This window comes from Paenibacillus apiarius (genome assembly GCF_017052585.1).
In the GTDB taxonomy this organism is placed as follows: Bacteria; Bacillota; Bacilli; order Paenibacillales; family Paenibacillaceae; genus Paenibacillus_B; species Paenibacillus_B apiarius.
Genome location: NZ_JAFFHZ010000001.1, coordinates 1,616,171 through 1,634,090 on the forward strand (window position 1 = coordinate 1,616,171; position 17,920 = coordinate 1,634,090).

Below are 17,920 nucleotides of genomic sequence, written 5' to 3' on the forward strand. Positions count from 1 at the left end.
TAGTTAACAGACAAACTCCGTAGTTCTTGCATGTACGGCTTCCTTCTGAAAATAATCGTCCGCGATCTTTTGAATAGCGTGCAAAAGCTCGGTTATGGAATGCGCCCTGCTCCGTCCGCATACGTGCGCGTCCTGTTCGCACAGCAGGCACTTGCGCTTGGGATGACTCAGCTCCTCTCTGGATATAATCGTTCCGTTGCGCCCGATAACGTCCATATCCAGCAATCTGCCCAGGGGATGTAGGTTCTCCAGCGATATGAGAAGCTCCTTGACCGCACGTTCATCCGCATCGACGACAATAAATGCTTCGGAACCTGTCGCAAGATTATAAGTTTCCAGATAGACCGGCGATATTCGATTCATTGTCAGTCGATGAATCAGGCTCTGATACCCCTCCTGGAAAATTTGCCTGCTCATCGAAGTGGATTTCCGGGGACCGGGGATGTTTACCGTAAAGGAAATTAACGGCAGCGAGAAGGTCTCCAGAAGTCTTCTTTGTGTGGCCGCCCTGTCTTCGCGGGCCAGCAGCATCTGTTCAAGGGTTACTTCAACGTCTTGCATCATGGCGTCTCTCCCCGGATACGACGAATAAGTTCACCGGCCCCCGGCGACATCAGGAACGTATAGGTCGTCTCCGGGACCAGGTCTTGTACGGCATTCATATCGCCCTTACGAATCAGCTCCCGGACTCTCGATGCGCTGATGGCCACTCCGCCGGCTGCCAATCTCGGCACTTCCTCCACTTCGATTCCGCAGGAAGGAAGCATCTCTTTCATGATCCGGTTATAGGCGCGGGTAACCTCGCAGAACGGTTCTTCGCCTACAAACCTTTTTTCAATCCGCAAAGAAGGCGCGATATATCGGGTAAAAAGGGTCAGGTCAAGCTTGGCATAGGTCTCCGCCACGTCCTCATACTTCTTCATAAAATAAGACGGAAAGGTAGCGTCGGATATGATATAATCCTTGCCCCAATGCAGCACTACGTTGGACAGATGCTTGATCCCGTCCTGCACCAGCCTGTATCTGATTTCCGACGGAAAAATCGACCTGTCCTCCCGGACGACGAACACATGCAGCCTTTTGCACCTGGCGGCGGCATATTCAATCAAGTACCGGTGTCCTAATGTAAACGGATTGCAGTTGACGACCATCGCCGCCGAAGGAACCGCTTCGCCGGATTCGCGCAGGGCGTTATCGAGATACTTTTGTACGCCGTCCCTTCGATTCTCCAGCAGCACGATTTTAGGCGGCACTTCGGCGATAGCATGAAAGCCGAGACCGGAAAATATCCGCTTGTTCTCGGGCTTGGTAAAAATGAACAGGTGCGTCCGGCCTCTCCGGTATTCTTCGTTCACCAGATGCGTGACGACCCGGGCCGAAAGCCCTTGGCTTTTATATTCGTCATCGACGGCGATGCATTTCAGCACCCTGCCGGAGAAGGAGCCCGTGGCCACCATTCGGCCGTCGTCCACGATGGCCACGGCATATTCCATTTCCTTGTCCACCGTCAGTCCCTGCGTGCCAAGGAACGCCTGAAGCCCGCTGATATCGCGCCCAGATTCCAGCCTTAGAACCTGTTCCTGCAGTTGATCTGTCCACATGGCATTCTCTCCAATAAAGGAAGGCGCGTCCCGTCCCTGTATAGGTATGGACGAATACGCGCCCCATAATTATCCCGCCGCTGGAGCTGTGGGAGGGCCGATTATTATCTTGCTACCCCTGTTGCCGGGCAACCGTTTTGACCGCTTCGCTGACGGCGGTACTTACTCTTTTATCCAGTGCGTCCGGGACGATATATTGCTCGTTCAGCTCATCATCCTGCACCAATTCGGCGATTCCTTTGGCGGCGGCGAGCTTCATTTCATCGGTAATAGCGGCTGCTTTGACATCCAGAGCGCCTCTGAATATACCCGGGAACACCAGCAGGTTGTTGATCTGATTGTCGAAATCCGATCTCCCGGTGGCCACAATTCTTGCGCCGCCCTGAAACGCTTCATCCGGCAAAATTTCCGGAACCGGGTTGGCAAGCGCGAAAATGATGCTGTCCGGATTCATCGTTTGCACCATTTCTTTCGTTAGCACGCCTTCCACCGATGCGCCGATAAATACGTCCTTGCCTTTGATGACCTGTTCAAGCGGGCCCGTTTCGAGACTTCGGTTCGTAACCTTCGCCATACTTTTCTGCGCGTCGTTAATGGAATCGTCGTTCTCGACAATGGCCCCGTTGATATCGCACAATACGATATGCTTGGCTCCAGCTGCAAGCAATAGCTTCGCAATGGCAATTCCCGATGCGCCTGCGCCGTTGATCAAGATGTTTACGCTATCAAGCGACTTATTGACGATCTTTAGCGCGTTGTACAAGCCAGCCAATACCGCGACGGCCGTGCCGTGCTGATCGTCGTGATAGACCGGAATATCGAGCAGCTCTTTCAGCTTGTCTTCGATATAGAAGCATTCCGGCGCTTTAATGTCTTCCAGATGAATGCCGCCGAAGCCCGGAGCGATGACTTGAATGGTTCTGACAATTTCATCCGGGTCAGAGCTGTCGATACAGATCGGATACGCATCCACGCCGCCGAATTCCTTAAGCAGCAGCGCCTTGCCTTCGATTACGGGCAATCCCGCCTCCGGACCGATATCGCCAAGCCCTAAAACCGCCGTTCCGTTCGTAAGAATGGCAACGGTGCAGCCTTTGATCGTATACTCGTAAGCTTTGCTTTTGTCTTTGGCGATTTCTTTGCATGGCTCGGCTACTCCCGGCGTATACGCAATGGCCAGATCATCTTTGGTATTGATGGGCATTTTTCCTGCGATTTGCAGCTTTCCGTTGCTTTCCTTATGCGCTTTTAACGCCACTTCTTTTATGCTCATTGTTTTATTTCGTATTGAACAGCAGGTTCAATACGGCCTCCTCTTCGATAGGATCAGAAACGCCCGTTCTTATTTGTTTTTTACCTGGCGGATGACGTCGATGACCGAGCCGTCGCGGTATTTGACAACGCCGACAATTTTATCCTCCCATTGGATGGGCTCGGGATTTCCGATGATGCGGGTTGCTTTTTCCTTCAGTTCCTCAATCGTCACTACCGGAAGCTTGGCTGCTTTCAGGTTGTGCAGCAGGTCGTCCCGCAGCGGGTTGACCGCGATGCCCTGATCGGTGACGAGCACGTCGACCGTATGGCCTGGGGTAATGATCGTATTGACCTTGTCGAGAATCGTGGGCATTCTGCCGCGGATCAGCGGAGCGACAATAATCGAGGCGGAAGCTCCAGCCGCGGTGTCGCAATGTCCGCCCGAAGCGCCACGAATCACGCCGTCGGATCCTGTGATAACATTCACATTGAAATCAAGGTCGATTTCCAGCGCGCTCAGTACGACGACATCGAGCTGGTGCGCCGCGCATCCCTCGTTGTCGGGGCTCGCATAATACTCGGCGTCGATCTGATGGTGGAAGCGGTTGTTCTTAAGCGATTCCACCGCTTTCAGGTCAAAGCTCTGCACGTCGAGCAGCCGGTGGATCAAGCCTTCTTCGTGCAGATCGACGATCTGTTGGGTGATACCGCCAAGGGCAAAGCTTGCCTTGACATTGTGCGCCAGCATCTTGTCCCGCAAAAACCGCGTCGTCGCAAGGGAAGCGCCGCCCGATCCGGTTTGCAGCGAGAATCCGTCCAGGAAGTAACCGGAAGCCTCGATAACGTCTGCGGCATAGCGGGCGATCAGGAGGTCCTTCGGATTGCTCGTATACCGGGTAGCTCCCGAGACGATTCCCTTCGGGTCGCCGATGCAATCGACTCCGACGACGTAATCGACCTGCGATTCCGGGATGCCGAAAGGAACGTTGGGGTACGGGACCAAGTTGTCGGTAACCATGACGACATGGTTCGCGTGCTGCGCATCCACTTTCGCATAGCCCAGCGAGCCGCAGGCGGAAGCGGCGGCATTGCCCCGCGAATAGCCGTTGGCGTTTCCGTACGGATCGCACGAAGGCACGCCGAGAAACGCGACGTCGATCGGGCATTCTCCTGATGCGATCGCCCGCGCCCGGCCGCCGTGGGAGTTGATGACGACGGGAATGTCCATCAGGCCGTGCGAATAGGCTTGCGCGAGCTCACCTCTTAGGCCGCTCGTTTCAATTCTGCGGATGACGCCGTTCTGCACATGCTTGACCAATGGAGCATGGATATCCGTAAGCGAGCTGGCCGCGAGCACGAGGTCGCGAATGCCCATCTCGGCGATTTTATCGATGACCATATTGACGATATAGTCTCCGTTGCGGAAATGATGGTGGAACGAGATCGTCATCCCGTCTCTTAAGCCGGTCGCTTTAATGGCAGCTTCAATCGAAGCGATGATTTTGTTTTTGGCGGGATTTTGCTGGCGGTCCTTGAGCCGCTCCGTATTCTTATACTGGCCGTTGACCTGTTTCTTATGATAGGGGGTCAGCGAGCCGAGCCCGTCGATATGCAAGGGAATTTCTCTTCCTGCCTCGTTATGCATCACATTCACCTTATTCCATGTTATTTTTACGCGTTGGCCAAGCTGAGAACTCTACGGGCTCTTTCGACGATCGGACGGTCGATCATCCTGCCGTCCAGGCTGATGACGCCCGAGCCCTTGGCTTCCGCTTCCTCGATGGCTTCAATGACCCGCAGGGCTTTGCGTACTTCGTCCTCCGTGGGCGTGTAAATGCGATTGACGATCTCAATTTGGCGCGGGTTAATGATGGACTTGCCGTCAAAGCCCAACTGCTTGATCAGCTTCACTTCGTTCGCAAAGCCTTCCTCATCCTTGACGTTCGAGAAGACGGTGTCGATCGCATCGATGTCCGCCGCCCTTGCGGCGAACAAGATGATGCTGCGGGCCGTCAGCAGCTCAATGCCGTCGGCCGAACGAGTCGTTTTGAGATCGGTTACGAAATCCTCGGCGCCAAGGGCAATCCCGATGAGCCGGCTGCTGGACGTGGCGATGCGCTCGGCGTGCAACACGCCCTTGCCGCTTTCAATCGCGGCGAACAGCTTGATCGTGCCGTGCTCCATGCCGATCCTGCGCTCAATCTCCGTGATTAATTCGTCCGCTTCGACGACATCGTCGGCTGTCTCCGTCTTCGGCAATCGGATGGCATGCGGTTGCGCCCGCACGATCGCCTCGAAATCGTCCCTGCCGTAAGGAGTGTTGAGGCCGTTGACCCGAACGAGCACCTCCGTCTCGCCAAAGTCGAACGTTTTCAATGAATGGTATACGAGCAGACGCGCCGCATCCTTCTCGTGTAACGAAACCGAATCCTCAAGGTCGATCATGATCGAATCCGCGCCGTATATATGGGCATCCCGAATCATGCCGGGATTGTTGCCGGGAACGTAGAGCATCGTTCGTCTAAGCTTTTGCATTTATTCCGCCTCCCATGGATGGTAGTTATCATGGACCGCTCTGCCGACAGCTGTCTTGACCCTCGCCTGTATGGTGCAATCCAGTGCGCCCTTGTCGTTGGCGCGTACAAGCGCATCCGCTACCCCCATGTTTTCCAGCGTTTCCCGGATGACTTTGCGAATCTGATTGCCGAACTGATTTTCCACCGTGCTGACTAGCTCGATTTCGATGCCCTTGCCTTCGTTTTGTTCGATGGATATCGTGATATCGCTTGATTCAAGCGTACCCGCTATCCCTACTTTGCTAATCTCCAAAGTGAACACCTCGCTAACCATGTCTGTTAATTGCCTTTAGCCTCCGGATTGGAACAGCTCTTTGATCTTTCTCGCCAGTTCCGATCCGGTTACCGGCTTACACATGTAATCGTCTATGATGAACCGTTCCATGGACTCCACGACCTTTTCCTCCACAAATCCGGTCACTAAGATGACCTTGATTTCCGGGTTTAGCGTTTTCATCCGTTCCGCCAAATCCAGGCCTTTAATATAGGGCATGGCTTGATCGGTAATGACAACGTCGAACTTTGTCGGGTTCAATTCGAATGTTTTGATCGCTTCAACGCTGCTCGATTCGGAGTGTACCTTAAAGCCGAAGGGCTCAAGACCTTTTTTCATCGCTTTCAAAACCTTGATCTTGTCATCGATAAGTAGAACGGTCTTTGAATCCGTAGGAACAGGCAAGGGACAAGACTGGCCTTCATTCACCTGCAGTGTGGCTTGAGGAATGTAAACCGAAAAGACGCTCCCCTTTCGGAATTCACTTTCCACCGTTATAAATCCTTTATGATTCTCGACGATTCCGTACACGATGAACAACCCAAGTCCTGTACCTTCTCCGGTTTGCTTCGTCGTGAAGAACGGATCGAAGATTCGGGACATCGTTTCCTTACTCATGCCGTATCCCGTATCAGAAACGGATATTTTGACAAAGCGTGGAGCGTCCTGTGCGGATTCATTTATTTTTCGGGCCTCGTGGAGAGAGAGCGTTTCCACCTTGACCTTCAAAGTCCCGCCTTGATACTTCATTGCCTGATACGCATTGGTGCAAAGATTTAATACTACCTGATGGATCTGCACTTTATTAGCCAGCATGACGGCACTGCCATCGAGCTTTTCAAAAACGACATCAATATTTGGCGTTATGATCGGCTCGACAAGTTTCAACGTTTCCTCAACCAGTGCGGCTACGTTTGCGGGCTCGTATTTGCCTTTCCCGTTGTCCGAACGGCTAAAGACAAGCACTTGTTCGATTATATTCCGGGCTTTTTCAGACGCTTCATAGATTTCGTTCGCATAATCGTACATTTCATCCTGAGGACTAAACTTGTTCAGCATGATTTCCGAATACCCCAAAATCGGGGTTAGCAAGTTATTGAAATCATGAGCGATTCCACCGGTCAACGTACCGATAACCTGAAGCTTTTGAGCGTGCAGCAGCTGCAGATCCTTTTTCCTTATCTGCTCGTGAGTGACGTTCAGCTCCCTCAAATACTTCGTTTCCACTTCAAGGGCTTTTTTATTTTTCTGAGCCTTCATGACCATGAAGATGGCACCGGATAAAATTAGTAAGATCATGGCATAAATCTCCATGTTTTTGAAACGATTTTGGGCGATGGGCCCCTTCACGTCATCATAGTCCATAGCTACGGCGACGATCCAAAAAAAACCGTCAAAGTGAGCCTTGGAAAAAGCTTCAAACTTTTTGGTTTTCGCCAGGCTCTGCTCCATCCACCAATAGGAATGGTAAACCGCCGAACCTTCTTCCTCGCTTAACTGCAAATCCATTAACTTGTCCAGATCCCTAAAATCCAGTTCGGGATAAGCAATTTTCAGACTCTCCAGGGATTTCCCTATATTCCACGAATTAGGATGCATAAGGTAAACCCCCTCATCGTTCTTCACGTGGACATAGCCCTTCTTGCCGACTCGGAACGGCTTGACCAGAAGTTCATATACAGCGTTCAGATCAACCGAACTGACGAGAATACCTTCAAATTCCTGATCTAGAAACACGGGTTGGTAAATATTTGTAATGTATCTTCCAGGTTGTTCAAACTTGGCCTCTCCGATCAGAGCCTGTTTTTCCCTCAGAACATTTTGAATCTCATCTTCAATGGTTGTCCGAATGGCCCCCGCTACGGTACCGGAGGTTTCGGGAAAAATACCTACCATTTTTCCCTCTTTGTTAATAACGTAAATTCTTTCAACCCCTTGATTTTTTGCCATGTAATAAGCTTCAATCGCCTGCTTTACCGGCAACGGATCGGCATTGGCCATTCCGAGGGCAACACCGCGGTTTCCCGCGACGATTTCAAGATTGTGGACCTGCTCTTTAAAGGACACCTCCAGGTTCCTGGCGGTCAATTTGGCGATCGTCAAAAGCTGCTGCTGTTGCTGAGTGATCACGGTCCGTTCGTCATTGACATAGGAACCATAGGCCATCCAGACAAGAAGCAGAAAGGCAACCGGAAGCGCCAACAGCATAATGAAATACAGCAAACTTTTTTTGTTTCGCAGCTTGTCAAGTTTGAAATACATATCGTTTTTCCTCTCCGGGCCATCATCTAGTCGCCCACTTCATCCGGATGGAGGCAACCTGATTCCATTATGGACGAATGTGAAGTAATTTTTAAGCGATTCCCAGATTCCGACTTGTAAAATCATTCTTAACGAATCTGCTGATCTCGAGATATACCCATCGTAGAACGAAAATCTTAAAGTATTCTGGCATCATCTTAAAATTTTTTAAAGATTTTCGCTTTCGATACATTTGTCGGGATCGAGAAAGCCGTGATTGCGGCTACAATGGAAGCCCCCACAACACAGACAGGCTTTCTGCAACGCCAACCCGCCCTTATATCATTTACTTCAACCACAACTCGAAAATTACGCCTGCTGCCACCAGAATCAAGGCTCCGCCGAGACGGGTAGCCAGCTGCGCATAGGACATCAAGATCATTCTGTTCGATGCGCCCAATATTTCAAGGTCACCCGAGCCGCCGCGGTTAACGTGGCACAGACCGCCGGCAATGACGGCTTCGATTTCATAGAAGCCAACCATTTTAGCAAAGAACCAACATCCGATGGAAACGCCTGCAATCGTAAAGATACTAATAACAGCGGTTTGCATATTAACTGCATGAAGCAGTGCGCTAAAATCGGTAAAAGTGATACCGACACCTGCCAAAAAGACATACATGATTTTACCCATCATAAATTCGTTAACCTTTTTCAACCCGTCTTTTGCACGTTGAGGAATGACGTTACATGCATTTGCAAGGATCAAAAAGATAACCATGTAAGCATAAGGGTGAACCTTGAAAGAACCGATACTTGGAAGCAGGCCGTTACCAACCAAATTTGCCAGAGCAAAGAAGGCCATGGCAACAAACAGCCCGAAAACTGCATCCGCCATTGTGGCATTATTTTCCTTTTTGGCTTCGTTTGCAGCAGTGACTTGACCTTTAATCAATTCACCGTTACCGGTCCACTTCGGTATTTTCTTTCCGATTCCATTTAAAATTGCTGCGAAAATGATGGAGAAAATGTTGGCAATTGTTAAGATTGCGATTGCCGAGGAATACCAAATTTTCGGGTCTTGATGAGTAACTTCGCCCCAAATTTTACTCATCGGAATGGCGCCGGCGCCATTTCCGCCGCCCATAATCGGAAATGCATAATTGATGACGACTTCTTTATAAGGCACGCCAACAAGTAATCCGCCTACAACCGCAAAGATTATTGCAGTAATTGTACCGACGACAACCATCGGAATAAATGCGCCAATCGCTTTGGCCAAAAACTTTCTATTAATTGCCAAAATGGAACTGGTGATAATGACCGCAATAAAAAAGTCAAGCAATCCCATTTCGTCAAAAAGATTCTTTACTCCGTCTGCTGCTTCTGTAGGAATAATACCTTGAGCCACTAAAAATGAAGCGCCCAAGAAAGAAAGCAAGGCGCCGCCGCCGAGATAGTCTTTCCAGATCGGAACGTTATCTCCGACCTTCCCAAAGAAAAATCCAACAACGTATAATAACATAATACTTCCGGCAAAAGTTGTGTCGATAGATTTGGTGACAATAGATAAAGTCACGATTACAAAACCGGAAAACCATGCCCATAAAGGCAACCCGTACATGTTAAGGGATAGAAAATTTCCCTTTGAGGAGGTTCCAATCCCCTCAGAACCTAACGTTGGTGATAGTTTTGACATCGTTATTTCCTCCTAAACTGACTGAATTACAGGGCCATGAAATATGTAAGCGCTTACAGAAACGGCACTTCCCTATACAAATGGGATACCTTTTTTCGCGTGGTTACGCTCACTGTAAACGCTTCCCATTTTTCCGCAATCGAGCTTCCTGGTATTTGGCTGGTTTTTCGCTTAACGGGTAAGCGGGGAAGGATGGGTAACCAAACTCCAGCAAGTCCGCACATTGATCGCAAATTTGCCCGGCTTTGTCCAATGTCCTTCCATTGCCGTAACATAGCGAGCATTCTTGTCGAGGCTTGTTCATTGGGTTTCTTCCTTTCCGATGTCGAAATGATCAAGCGTGTATTGCTTCTCCCATCGAATGTTGGATCATCCTCCTTTATAACAGCATCCGGATTTTTATTAACGTTTTCATTTTTCTTCCTAATCCAGAGCGTTTTATCATCTGGGATTGAGATAAATTTATTGTAAATTGCAGTTCTTAAAGTAATCTGATCAAATCTTATTATTTTTTAAGATTTGAAAGAAAACGAAAGACCGCCAGGAGGATGGTCCTGACGGTCTTTCGGCTTATGCAATTTTGTTCTAGGTTTCCACAGTAAAACGGTATCCGATCCCCCACACCGTCTGGATATATTTTGGTTTATCGGGCTTATCCTCGATTTTTGTTCGCAGATGCCGGATGTACACCATGATCGTATTGTCGTCGATCACCGTTTCCTTCCAGACGTTCTGGTACAGCTGCTCCTTGCTGAACACCTGGTTGGGATTCTCCATCAAAAATTTCATCAGCAGCGCTTCTTTGGAGGAAAGCGTGATTTCTTCGCCGTTTTTGTAGAACGTATACGTTTTCAGATTGAACAGGAACGGCCCCAAGGCCAATTTGGAAAACTTATCCTTTGATTCGAGCATCTCGCGGTAGCGGCGGATGTGATTTTTCACCTGGGCGCACATAACCTGCGGGCTAAAGGGCTTGGTGATGTAACCGTCGGCACCCAAGCCGAAGCCGATGATCTGATCCGTGTCTTCCTTCTTGCCGCTAAGGAAGACGATCGGGGTGTTGATGCCGAGTGCGCGGGTTTTCCCGAGAACGCCGTAACCGTCGATATGATCCATCACAATATCAAGAATGATCAGATCAAAGGCTTGCTTTTGGATCATATCCATCGCTTCGCTTCCGTTCTTCGCCTGAAATACCTGCATGTTATCGCTTTCAAGAACAGTGGTGATCAGCTTTCGAATATAGTCTTCGTCATCGGCGACGAGTACCTTTGCTTTGCTCATACTTATGCGGCACACCTCCGTTAAGGTCAAGGCTGTAAACGAGTTTTTATCGGACAAAGAATGTGATTTTATTCCCATGGCCTTTTAAGGTGAAGTTTATCAACACTGTTCCGAAAAATCAAGAAGTCAAAAATGGTCGTTTATCCTAAAAAAAGGAGGCCCGATGAAAGCGGCCTCCTGAATGCATCGCAATGAAGCAAGGAATATTTAAACATAGGATGGTAAACGGCGTGAATGGTTCACGGCGCAAATCCGATGTGAGTAATAAAGTTGGTTGAATAGAAAAAAACCTGATAAACCAAGGGTTTTGGCTTCTCAGGTAAATATATATTGTCTCAAACATATACTCTCATTTGTCTCATTTATTGTTATAGTCAGTCTCAATTATAACCATTACTCACATAACGCAACATCAGCTTTAGCTACCGTGTTACAGTCTCTCAAATCTCCTGAAAACAGAAAGGAGTTTGGAAAGCTATATTTGATAACTTCTCCGCTGTCTTCCTCAATTTCAACCTCTTGTACAGCTGTATCGTGTCGATAAACATAGATGTACCTATCCCTGCCCCAGAACAGACCGACAGAAGGCGAATCCGTTCGTCTGAGAGAGTATCTAAGGTATCAGTCTCGTATAGGCGGCCGGACGGTAATTTGAGAGAAGTCCTCATGACGATAAACGCTGATTTCAATTTTGTCCTGGATACTTAGGATAGATGAGTATTTTGTGCCGGAAGTATCGACTAGCCGTCGTGGCTCCCTGTTATGAACCTAGAACCTTTATCCGGCTACTCCATTTAGAGACTTGCCTGGTTGGATTTGGGGAAAAATGGGTGTCGGACTGACTCCCTTTTTACTTCCGATTCCCATTCCCTGCGGAACTCTCCCTCAAAATTCGACAAAAATAGCTAGAAATTTAACCAGAAGTCAATTCGAGTTTCTCTGCATCCTAACTTATACTAAATAAAACAGATTTAGGTATTGTGATAATTTGTAAACCTAGCAGGAGTTTTTATCGAAATGATGAATTACTAATTAGGAGGGTCCACAAAATGGTATACGACCATCATGTAGCTCCGACGGTACTCCGTCAAAAGTTGCAAGAGAACTTGTTAAAAGGGACCACCTTCAGAATAGCCGAACACATCTTCCAGTCAGACAAGCGCAACTACTCGCTCCCCTTCTATGACATCATCACCCAGAACGGATATAGCAGAAGTGAAAAATTGGCCATCTCTTACTACAGGAGATTTCTCATCCTTAGAAACTTGGACACTTGCGGAGCCGGTTGTGAAGCATTATGTCAGCTTTTTGAATATTTGCCTTTATTGCCTGACAAAATCAGATTTGATGCATATTACCGCATCCTGACGTTCTATAATGTAGTAGAGAACTGGCCGAAGCTGATCCTGTATGCCAAGGAGTTGAGGAACATCGCGCTTGCCGAAGGGCAAAATTACTACGTGGCCGAAGGTTGGTTATATGAGTCATTTGCGCTGATGGGTATGAAAGACTTTGATAGCGCATTGACGGCAACTCTGCAGTATGCTGTATATGGAGAACATTATGCTTGGTTATCTAAATGCAACGTGCACTACATCTCCATTGAAATGAAGCAAACCGAGCCGATCGAAGAACTCATGAGCATGGTGAAGGATGATCAATTGCTTCTGGTTCTTCCAGTTGCGTTAGACAGTTATATTTGTAACGGTGCCTTTCATGATGCAAAACAATATCTGATGAAGTATCAGTCAAATGTAGATGATTTGTTGTCCCGGAAGGACCCATTTTACTTGAAACATAAGTTGCGCCTGACGCAAGCTTTGGCTCAATATCATTTCGGAACCGGTCATCATGAATTAGGTTTTGAATACAACGCCTTGTCGTTGGAATTGGCACTCGCACTGAAGAATATGCGGCGTGTAGGAATGGCCGTCGTTACGTTTCAAGAATATGAAATGCAGGCTTCAGCAGAGCAAAAGAAACGATTCGTAAATATCCTTTCGAAAGAGGTGAAATCGGATGAAAAAAGCATCGATCATCATGTCCATGGCTCTTTTCTTGTTCAGTTTTATAGGGGCATCTTCGGGAATGGGGTTGGATAACATCGGATCAGGATGGCAAGTCGGCGGCGACATCGGCTCGGGATGGTCTCCAAGTGTCATCGGAACGGGATGGCAGACCAGCAACATCGGATCAGGCTGGTCACCAATGAGTAACTTAAGCGAAGATATCATGAACACGTAATCTGGCAGGACGTTACTGAGAGCGGCCCTTGATTTCAAGGGTCTCTTTTTGTTGTTCTCTTCTCCAACCAAGTTCCTTCGGATCCCTTTATTTCGCTTAACATTAAGTACACATATCCGGCTCTGGCCACCAGGGAAACAGTTTGGTCCTTCCCTTCGCCTCACTTGTGCGAAAGACTTAGCGTATCTTGTCCGAGTGAACGACTCATCTGACGCTCAACCTCTTTGGAACGATAGCCATGAAGGGCCTCTCTTTCTGCCTATAGGACACGATGAATTCTCTCACGTTCATCCCGTTGTTCCTATGCCAAACCTGAGAGAAACTATCCCCCAATTGATGCTCTTAATAAAGGAAAAACTGACGATAAACGCACCGTCAGTTTTTTGTCAGGTGAACCAATGGCTGCCGGCGCCGGACTGGTTCCAGTCACAAATTCAGGATCATCTTAGCCATAGTGAAGTAGATGATGAGTCCGGTGCCATCCACCAGGGTGGTAATGAACGGGCCGGAGACGACGGCCGGATCGACTCTGAGCTTGTGCAGGACCAGAGGCAGCACAGCCGCGATGAGAGAGGCCCAGATTACGATAAAAATAGCCGTGACGGCAACAACGCTTCCGATATCAAAGCCTACTCCGAGGAACTGGGCGCGAAGAAACGTGGCTGCGCCCATACAGATTCCGAGAACGAAACCGGTCGCCACCTCTTTGCGAGCGACTCTGAATATATCCTTCGGCTTCACTTCCCCGAGCGCCAGGGCGCGAACAAGAGTCGTTACGGTCTGGGTCCCCGTATTGCCGCCCGTCCCGATCAGCAATGGGACGAAGAAAGCGAGCGCGATGACTTCCGAGAGCGTGTCTTCAAAGTAGCGGAGCACATTCCCCGTATAGGCTTCGGCTACGAATAGGACAAGCAGCCATGCGATTCGCTTGCGAAATAGCTTCCAGAAGGAATTTTTAAAATACGGCACTTCTAAAGGCTGGCTTCCGCCCATTTTCTGAAAATCTTCCGTAGCTTCTTCATGGATAACGTCAATTAAATCATCGACCGTGATAATCCCGATCATTCGCTGCTCCTCGCTAACGACGGGAAGAGCCACCAGATCATAATTGGATAAAATCGTCGCAACCTCCCGCTGGTTCATCCGGGCAGTCACCGACACGAAATCCTTGAGCATGATTTCCTCCAGCTTGGCGTCGGCCTTGGCGAGGATCGCCTGTTTGAGCGACACTATCCCGACCAGCTTGCCGTTGTTATCCAGTACGTAAAAGTACGAAACCATTTCCGCATCTTGCCCGACTTTACGGACATGCTGGAACGTATGCTCCACCGTCCAATAATTCCGGACCGCAATATAATCTACCGTAGCCAGGCTCCCCGCCGACTCTGGCGGGTATTGCATCAGAGCGCTGATTTTCTCCCGGTAATCGACAGGCAGAAACTCCAATAAAGTTCCGGCTTGGTGAGGATGGATAGCCAGCAGCAGATCGACGACTTTATCGCTGGACATCTCATTCAGCATGGAAGCGGCTGTCTCCTTGCTCCCGCGGTCCAAGATTCGATACTGCAATTCGGGATCGGCATATTCCAAAATTTCTGCCCCTAGGGCAACCGGAAGGTTGGCAATGAATTGAATTTGCTCGCTTTCCTCGAGCTCCATCAACATTTCGGCTAAATCATATGGCTGGAACCGGGCGAGGAATTCTTTGAGGGCACCCTGCTTTTGTTCGGCCAGTCTGTCTTTCAAATCTTGAATCATCCATTTTTGAACCATGTTTTTTGTCCCCTCAATTCGCAAAGTAGTAGCGTTTGTCAACTCGTCGTTCTAATCATTATTATTAGAATTATGAATCTAATTGAAAAACGTAATACTGGAACTACTATCCATTGTGTATACCTCCTATTGGTCAGAATAAACAATAAACCCTCCAGGGCTACTGGAGGGTTCGATAAATGTATGCAAATATAACATTTCCGCACCCCCTGGTTGAGTTTTAGCACTATGCAACGTAAAGAGAAAACAATTAATCACTTAGCCACGTTAAGAAAAGCCTTAATCCGGCAATCCCTGTTCTACCCATGGGCATCTTTCGATATTTCTGGGCAAGTAGCCTATGTTTGCATAGGAGCCACACCTAACAAGGTTTTTATTACATTTATTGCCTTATAAGGGGGCATTCGGGTTCATCAACATATACAAATAAACTTTGTTATTCTTCTGTGATACAATTTTGGCATTATATCCTGATTACCAGTAACTTACACGAACTGCATAGCTCATGATAACTTCTTCTCATATCAAAAGTTCACCAAATTCCTGAGACGGTTCATATTTTGAAAACATTCTAGAGTAAAAAAACCGAAGCAGTGGTATTATCCCCTTTAAGTAGACACTCAAAAAAAACCTTGTGCTATCATGAGGAACAAGAGTGAACTTGGAGGGGATTTTTCTATGGCTAGAAAGGGACAAGTGTTTCAACAGTATACCGAAGAATTCAAACTAGCAGCAGTCAAAGCGTATTTAGAAGGGAAGGCCAGCTATAAAACGGTAGCGGAAAAGTTAGAAATCAGAAACTGTACCCAATTAAAAGTATGGGTAAGGAAGTGGCAGCATGGAGAAGCGTTCGATATCCGTAAAGGGGTATCGAATCCTCTTAAGGGACGTCCGCGTACAGCCTTTGACACTGTAGAACAAGAACGGGATTATTTGAAAGCACAGGTCGATTACTTAAAAAAGCGGTATCCAAATCTGGTAAAGGAGGCACGCTCCGTTCGCAGGATAACTACCAAGTGATTGAAGAGCTGCGTGATCTCTATGATGTTACGCGTTTGTTAGCCATTGCGGGGGTACCTAGGGCTAGTTATTACAAGTGGCGAGCGACACGGTCATTAAGGGCCGAAAGACAAACAAGGGATCACGAGATCAAGGAGCACATGATGGCTATTCACTTTGCGCACCCCTATTTTGGATATCCTCGTATGATGACAGCTTTATGGGAGGCTGGTTATCGTGTTAACCATAAAAAAGTATGGCGGCTTATGAAGGAATTATCTATCCAGTCCGTCATTCGCAAGAAACGAAAGCGTTCTAGTTCTACGCCTTCCGTCGTGTATCCTAACCGATTGAAGCGTCAATTCCATGCTGTAGGTCCGCAGCAGAAGCTAGTCACCGATATTACGTATATCTCCGACGGCACACGCTTTTATTACCTGTCGGCGATACAAGATCTGTTCAACAATGAAATTGTGGCTTGGCAATTATCCGAGCGAAACGACGTAAAGCTGGTGCTGGATACGATTGAGCAGTGGACACGAAAAAGAGACGTTTCGGAAGCCGTGCTCCATTCGGATCAGGGCTTCCAGTACACGTCTCAGGCCTACAACTCACGATTGGAAGCATTCAGCGTCAAAGGCAGCCACTCTCGCAAAGCAACCTGCCTGGATAACGCCTGCATCGAATCCTTTTTTTCGCATCTCAAAACAGAGAAGTTGTATCTTCACCAGTGTACGTCAGAAGTTGAGATTCATCAAGCTGTAGAAGAGTATATCTACTTTTATAATTATCAGCGCTTTCAAGCCAAACTCAAACAGCGCGTGCCAATTGAGTATCGGCACGCGCTGGCTGCATAGCTTTTTTCATCTGTCTACTTGACAGGGGTATGACCAAAGCAACGGCTTCAGCGGCTACCTTTATTAAATGCAATAACGAAGGTGAACAGCTCGTCTTATTTCTGACCTTTCTTTCTGGACTGCTGCGACTTCCTTAGAATACGTTCCACATCCCGTATAATACTTTCTCTCTTCTCTTGGGCTGAAGGGAAAGCATTTTCTCCTAAACGAAATTTACCGCGGATAACCTTTGAATACTTTGATTTCAATGCCTCTCCCCCCTAAAGGTGATAGAAGCATTATCGCCAAATCTATGAAAATTAAACATGAAAGAGAGCCTCTACAGGCTCCCTATCAATGATCTGTTATTCTATTGCGCCTTATTTGCAAGGGCAATGAGTTTTTGGACACTCTCTTCTTGCCTCGCAAGCAGCTTATCCCGTTATGAATTTGATTTCAATTTTAATTTCAGATGAGCTATTTCTATAATTTCGTTCTTATCATAATCATCGAGGTTCCTGTAAAGCTCAATTAACCCTTTTTCGTTATCGTCTTCATATGTAACTCCGTCTCCCGAAGTCCGACCTGTTAATAACCAGTTTAAATTAACGTTATAGTGAGTTCCAATGGATGCTAAAGTTTCCGCTGAAGGATTACTATTCCCCATTTCAATTTCACTCAAGTTTCCCTGAGAAATCCCGATAACCTTTGCGAATTGAGATTGGTTTTGATTATTCTCTTTTCGAATACATTTTATCCGATATCCGATTTCGCCCATACCTCTCACCACCAAATATCGACTTAATAAAAAGAGGGCAACCCGAAATCATTCCTTCAGGTTACCCTCTGATGCATAATCATCTTACGTGGTTCCACACTTTTTTATCACCGGACAAATTGTCAAAAGAAAATTAAGTTCTAGACTGAAAAATTAAGTGTTAGACTAGGCAAATAAAGTTGTAGACTGTGAAAATAAAGTATTAGTCTGACGTTGCTTCATTTAGGCTAACGAGCAGGATAGTGCGATCATCAATGATGATAAAACTTGGGGTTTTTGGTTTGGTAACCGAAAAACTTCGAACTTATATTGGCTTATTTCCCCATAAAATTGACTTGTTAATTTGAGTGTGGTCCCTTAG

The 17,920-nt window shown here is 47.7% G+C and carries 15 protein-coding genes and 1 riboswitch; of the genes, 3 read left to right on the forward strand and 12 right to left on the reverse strand.

All coding sequences use genetic code 11. The features are described 5' to 3' along the window. Positions 1-3 precede the first annotated feature (3 nt). The 10 genes from citX to JSQ80_RS07445 form a co-directional block, all read right to left on the reverse strand. A complete protein-coding gene (citX, locus tag JSQ80_RS07400; protein ID WP_240463590.1) occupies positions 4-564 on the reverse strand; it encodes a citrate lyase holo-[acyl-carrier protein] synthase in 561 nt (186 codons plus the stop codon). Continuing rightward, positions 561-1,601 (reverse strand): [citrate (pro-3S)-lyase] ligase, encoded by a 1,041-nt coding sequence (gene citC / locus JSQ80_RS07405; RefSeq protein WP_206094900.1) that lies wholly within the window; start codon positions 1,599-1,601, stop codon positions 561-563. Before citC ends, citX begins: the two co-directional genes overlap by 4 nt. Before the next feature lie 112 nt (positions 1,602-1,713). Beyond that, positions 1,714-2,874, reverse strand: coding sequence for an NAD(P)-dependent malic enzyme (locus tag JSQ80_RS07410; RefSeq protein WP_206094901.1), 1,161 nt, complete (start codon positions 2,872-2,874; stop codon positions 1,714-1,716). Between the two features lie 69 nt (positions 2,875-2,943). Beyond that, positions 2,944-4,500 carry a citrate lyase subunit alpha gene (citF, locus tag JSQ80_RS07415; protein ID WP_206094902.1) on the reverse strand — a complete coding sequence of 519 codons (1,557 nt, stop codon included), beginning with the start codon at positions 4,498-4,500 and terminating at the stop codon, positions 2,944-2,946. A 26-nt stretch (positions 4,501-4,526) separates the two neighbouring features. Beyond that, a complete protein-coding gene (gene citE / locus JSQ80_RS07420; protein ID WP_206094903.1) occupies positions 4,527-5,390 on the reverse strand; it encodes a citrate (pro-3S)-lyase subunit beta in 864 nt (287 codons plus the stop codon). Beyond that, positions 5,391-5,684, reverse strand: a complete 294-nt coding sequence (gene citD / locus JSQ80_RS07425) for a citrate lyase acyl carrier protein (RefSeq protein WP_206094904.1) — start codon at positions 5,682-5,684, stop codon at positions 5,391-5,393. A gap of 36 nt (positions 5,685-5,720) precedes the next feature. Beyond that, positions 5,721-7,967, reverse strand: coding sequence for a hybrid sensor histidine kinase/response regulator (locus JSQ80_RS07430; protein WP_206094905.1), 2,247 nt, complete (start codon positions 7,965-7,967; stop codon positions 5,721-5,723). A gap of 325 nt (positions 7,968-8,292) precedes the next feature. Next, the gene (locus JSQ80_RS07435) at positions 8,293-9,645 is read right to left on the reverse strand and encodes a 2-hydroxycarboxylate transporter family protein (protein WP_206094906.1); all 1,353 of its coding nucleotides are present in this window, start codon (positions 9,643-9,645) and stop codon (positions 8,293-8,295) included. Between the two features lie 109 nt (positions 9,646-9,754). Beyond that, positions 9,755-9,949 (reverse strand): hypothetical protein, encoded by a 195-nt coding sequence (locus JSQ80_RS07440; protein WP_206094907.1) that lies wholly within the window; start codon positions 9,947-9,949, stop codon positions 9,755-9,757. A gap of 281 nt (positions 9,950-10,230) precedes the next feature. Then, positions 10,231-10,929 carry a response regulator transcription factor gene (locus JSQ80_RS07445; protein WP_119790346.1) on the reverse strand — a complete coding sequence of 233 codons (699 nt, stop codon included), beginning with the start codon at positions 10,927-10,929 and terminating at the stop codon, positions 10,231-10,233. Between the two features lie 1,049 nt (positions 10,930-11,978). Here JSQ80_RS07445 and JSQ80_RS07450 point away from each other — a divergent pair. Together JSQ80_RS07450 and JSQ80_RS07455 are read left to right on the forward strand one after the other, a co-directional pair. Beyond that, entirely contained in the window at positions 11,979-13,031 is a 1,053-nt protein-coding gene (locus JSQ80_RS07450) for an XRE family transcriptional regulator (protein WP_206094908.1), read from the forward strand. Further along, positions 13,018-13,173 (forward strand): hypothetical protein, encoded by a 156-nt coding sequence (locus JSQ80_RS07455; RefSeq protein ID WP_206094909.1) that lies wholly within the window; start codon positions 13,018-13,020, stop codon positions 13,171-13,173. Before JSQ80_RS07450 ends, JSQ80_RS07455 begins: the two co-directional genes overlap by 14 nt. A 426-nt stretch (positions 13,174-13,599) precedes the next feature. Here the strand turns inward: JSQ80_RS07455 and mgtE are convergent, their stop codons facing one another. Beyond that, on the reverse strand, positions 13,600-14,931 hold the full coding sequence (gene mgtE / locus JSQ80_RS07460; protein ID WP_206097512.1) for a magnesium transporter: 1,332 nt from the start codon (positions 14,929-14,931) through the stop codon (positions 13,600-13,602). A 214-nt stretch (positions 14,932-15,145) separates the two neighbouring features. Next, positions 15,146-15,322, reverse strand: a riboswitch (M-box (ykoK) riboswitch). 302 nt (positions 15,323-15,624) lie between these two features. On the opposite strand from mgtE, the gene JSQ80_RS07465 reads away from it, so the two are divergent. Next, positions 15,625-16,802 (forward strand): IS3 family transposase gene (locus JSQ80_RS07465; RefSeq protein ID WP_206094910.1). Its coding sequence is split into 2 segments (ribosomal slippage): positions 15,625-15,913 and positions 15,913-16,802, totalling 1,179 coding nucleotides; the frame shifts between segments, so codons are not numbered across the junction. Positions 16,803-17,223: 421 nt separating this feature from the next. On the opposite strand, the gene JSQ80_RS07470 is transcribed toward JSQ80_RS07465, so the two are convergent. Next, a complete protein-coding gene (locus JSQ80_RS07470; RefSeq protein WP_206094911.1) occupies positions 17,224-17,559 on the reverse strand; it encodes a helix-turn-helix domain-containing protein in 336 nt (111 codons plus the stop codon). Positions 17,560-17,920 lie beyond the last annotated feature (361 nt).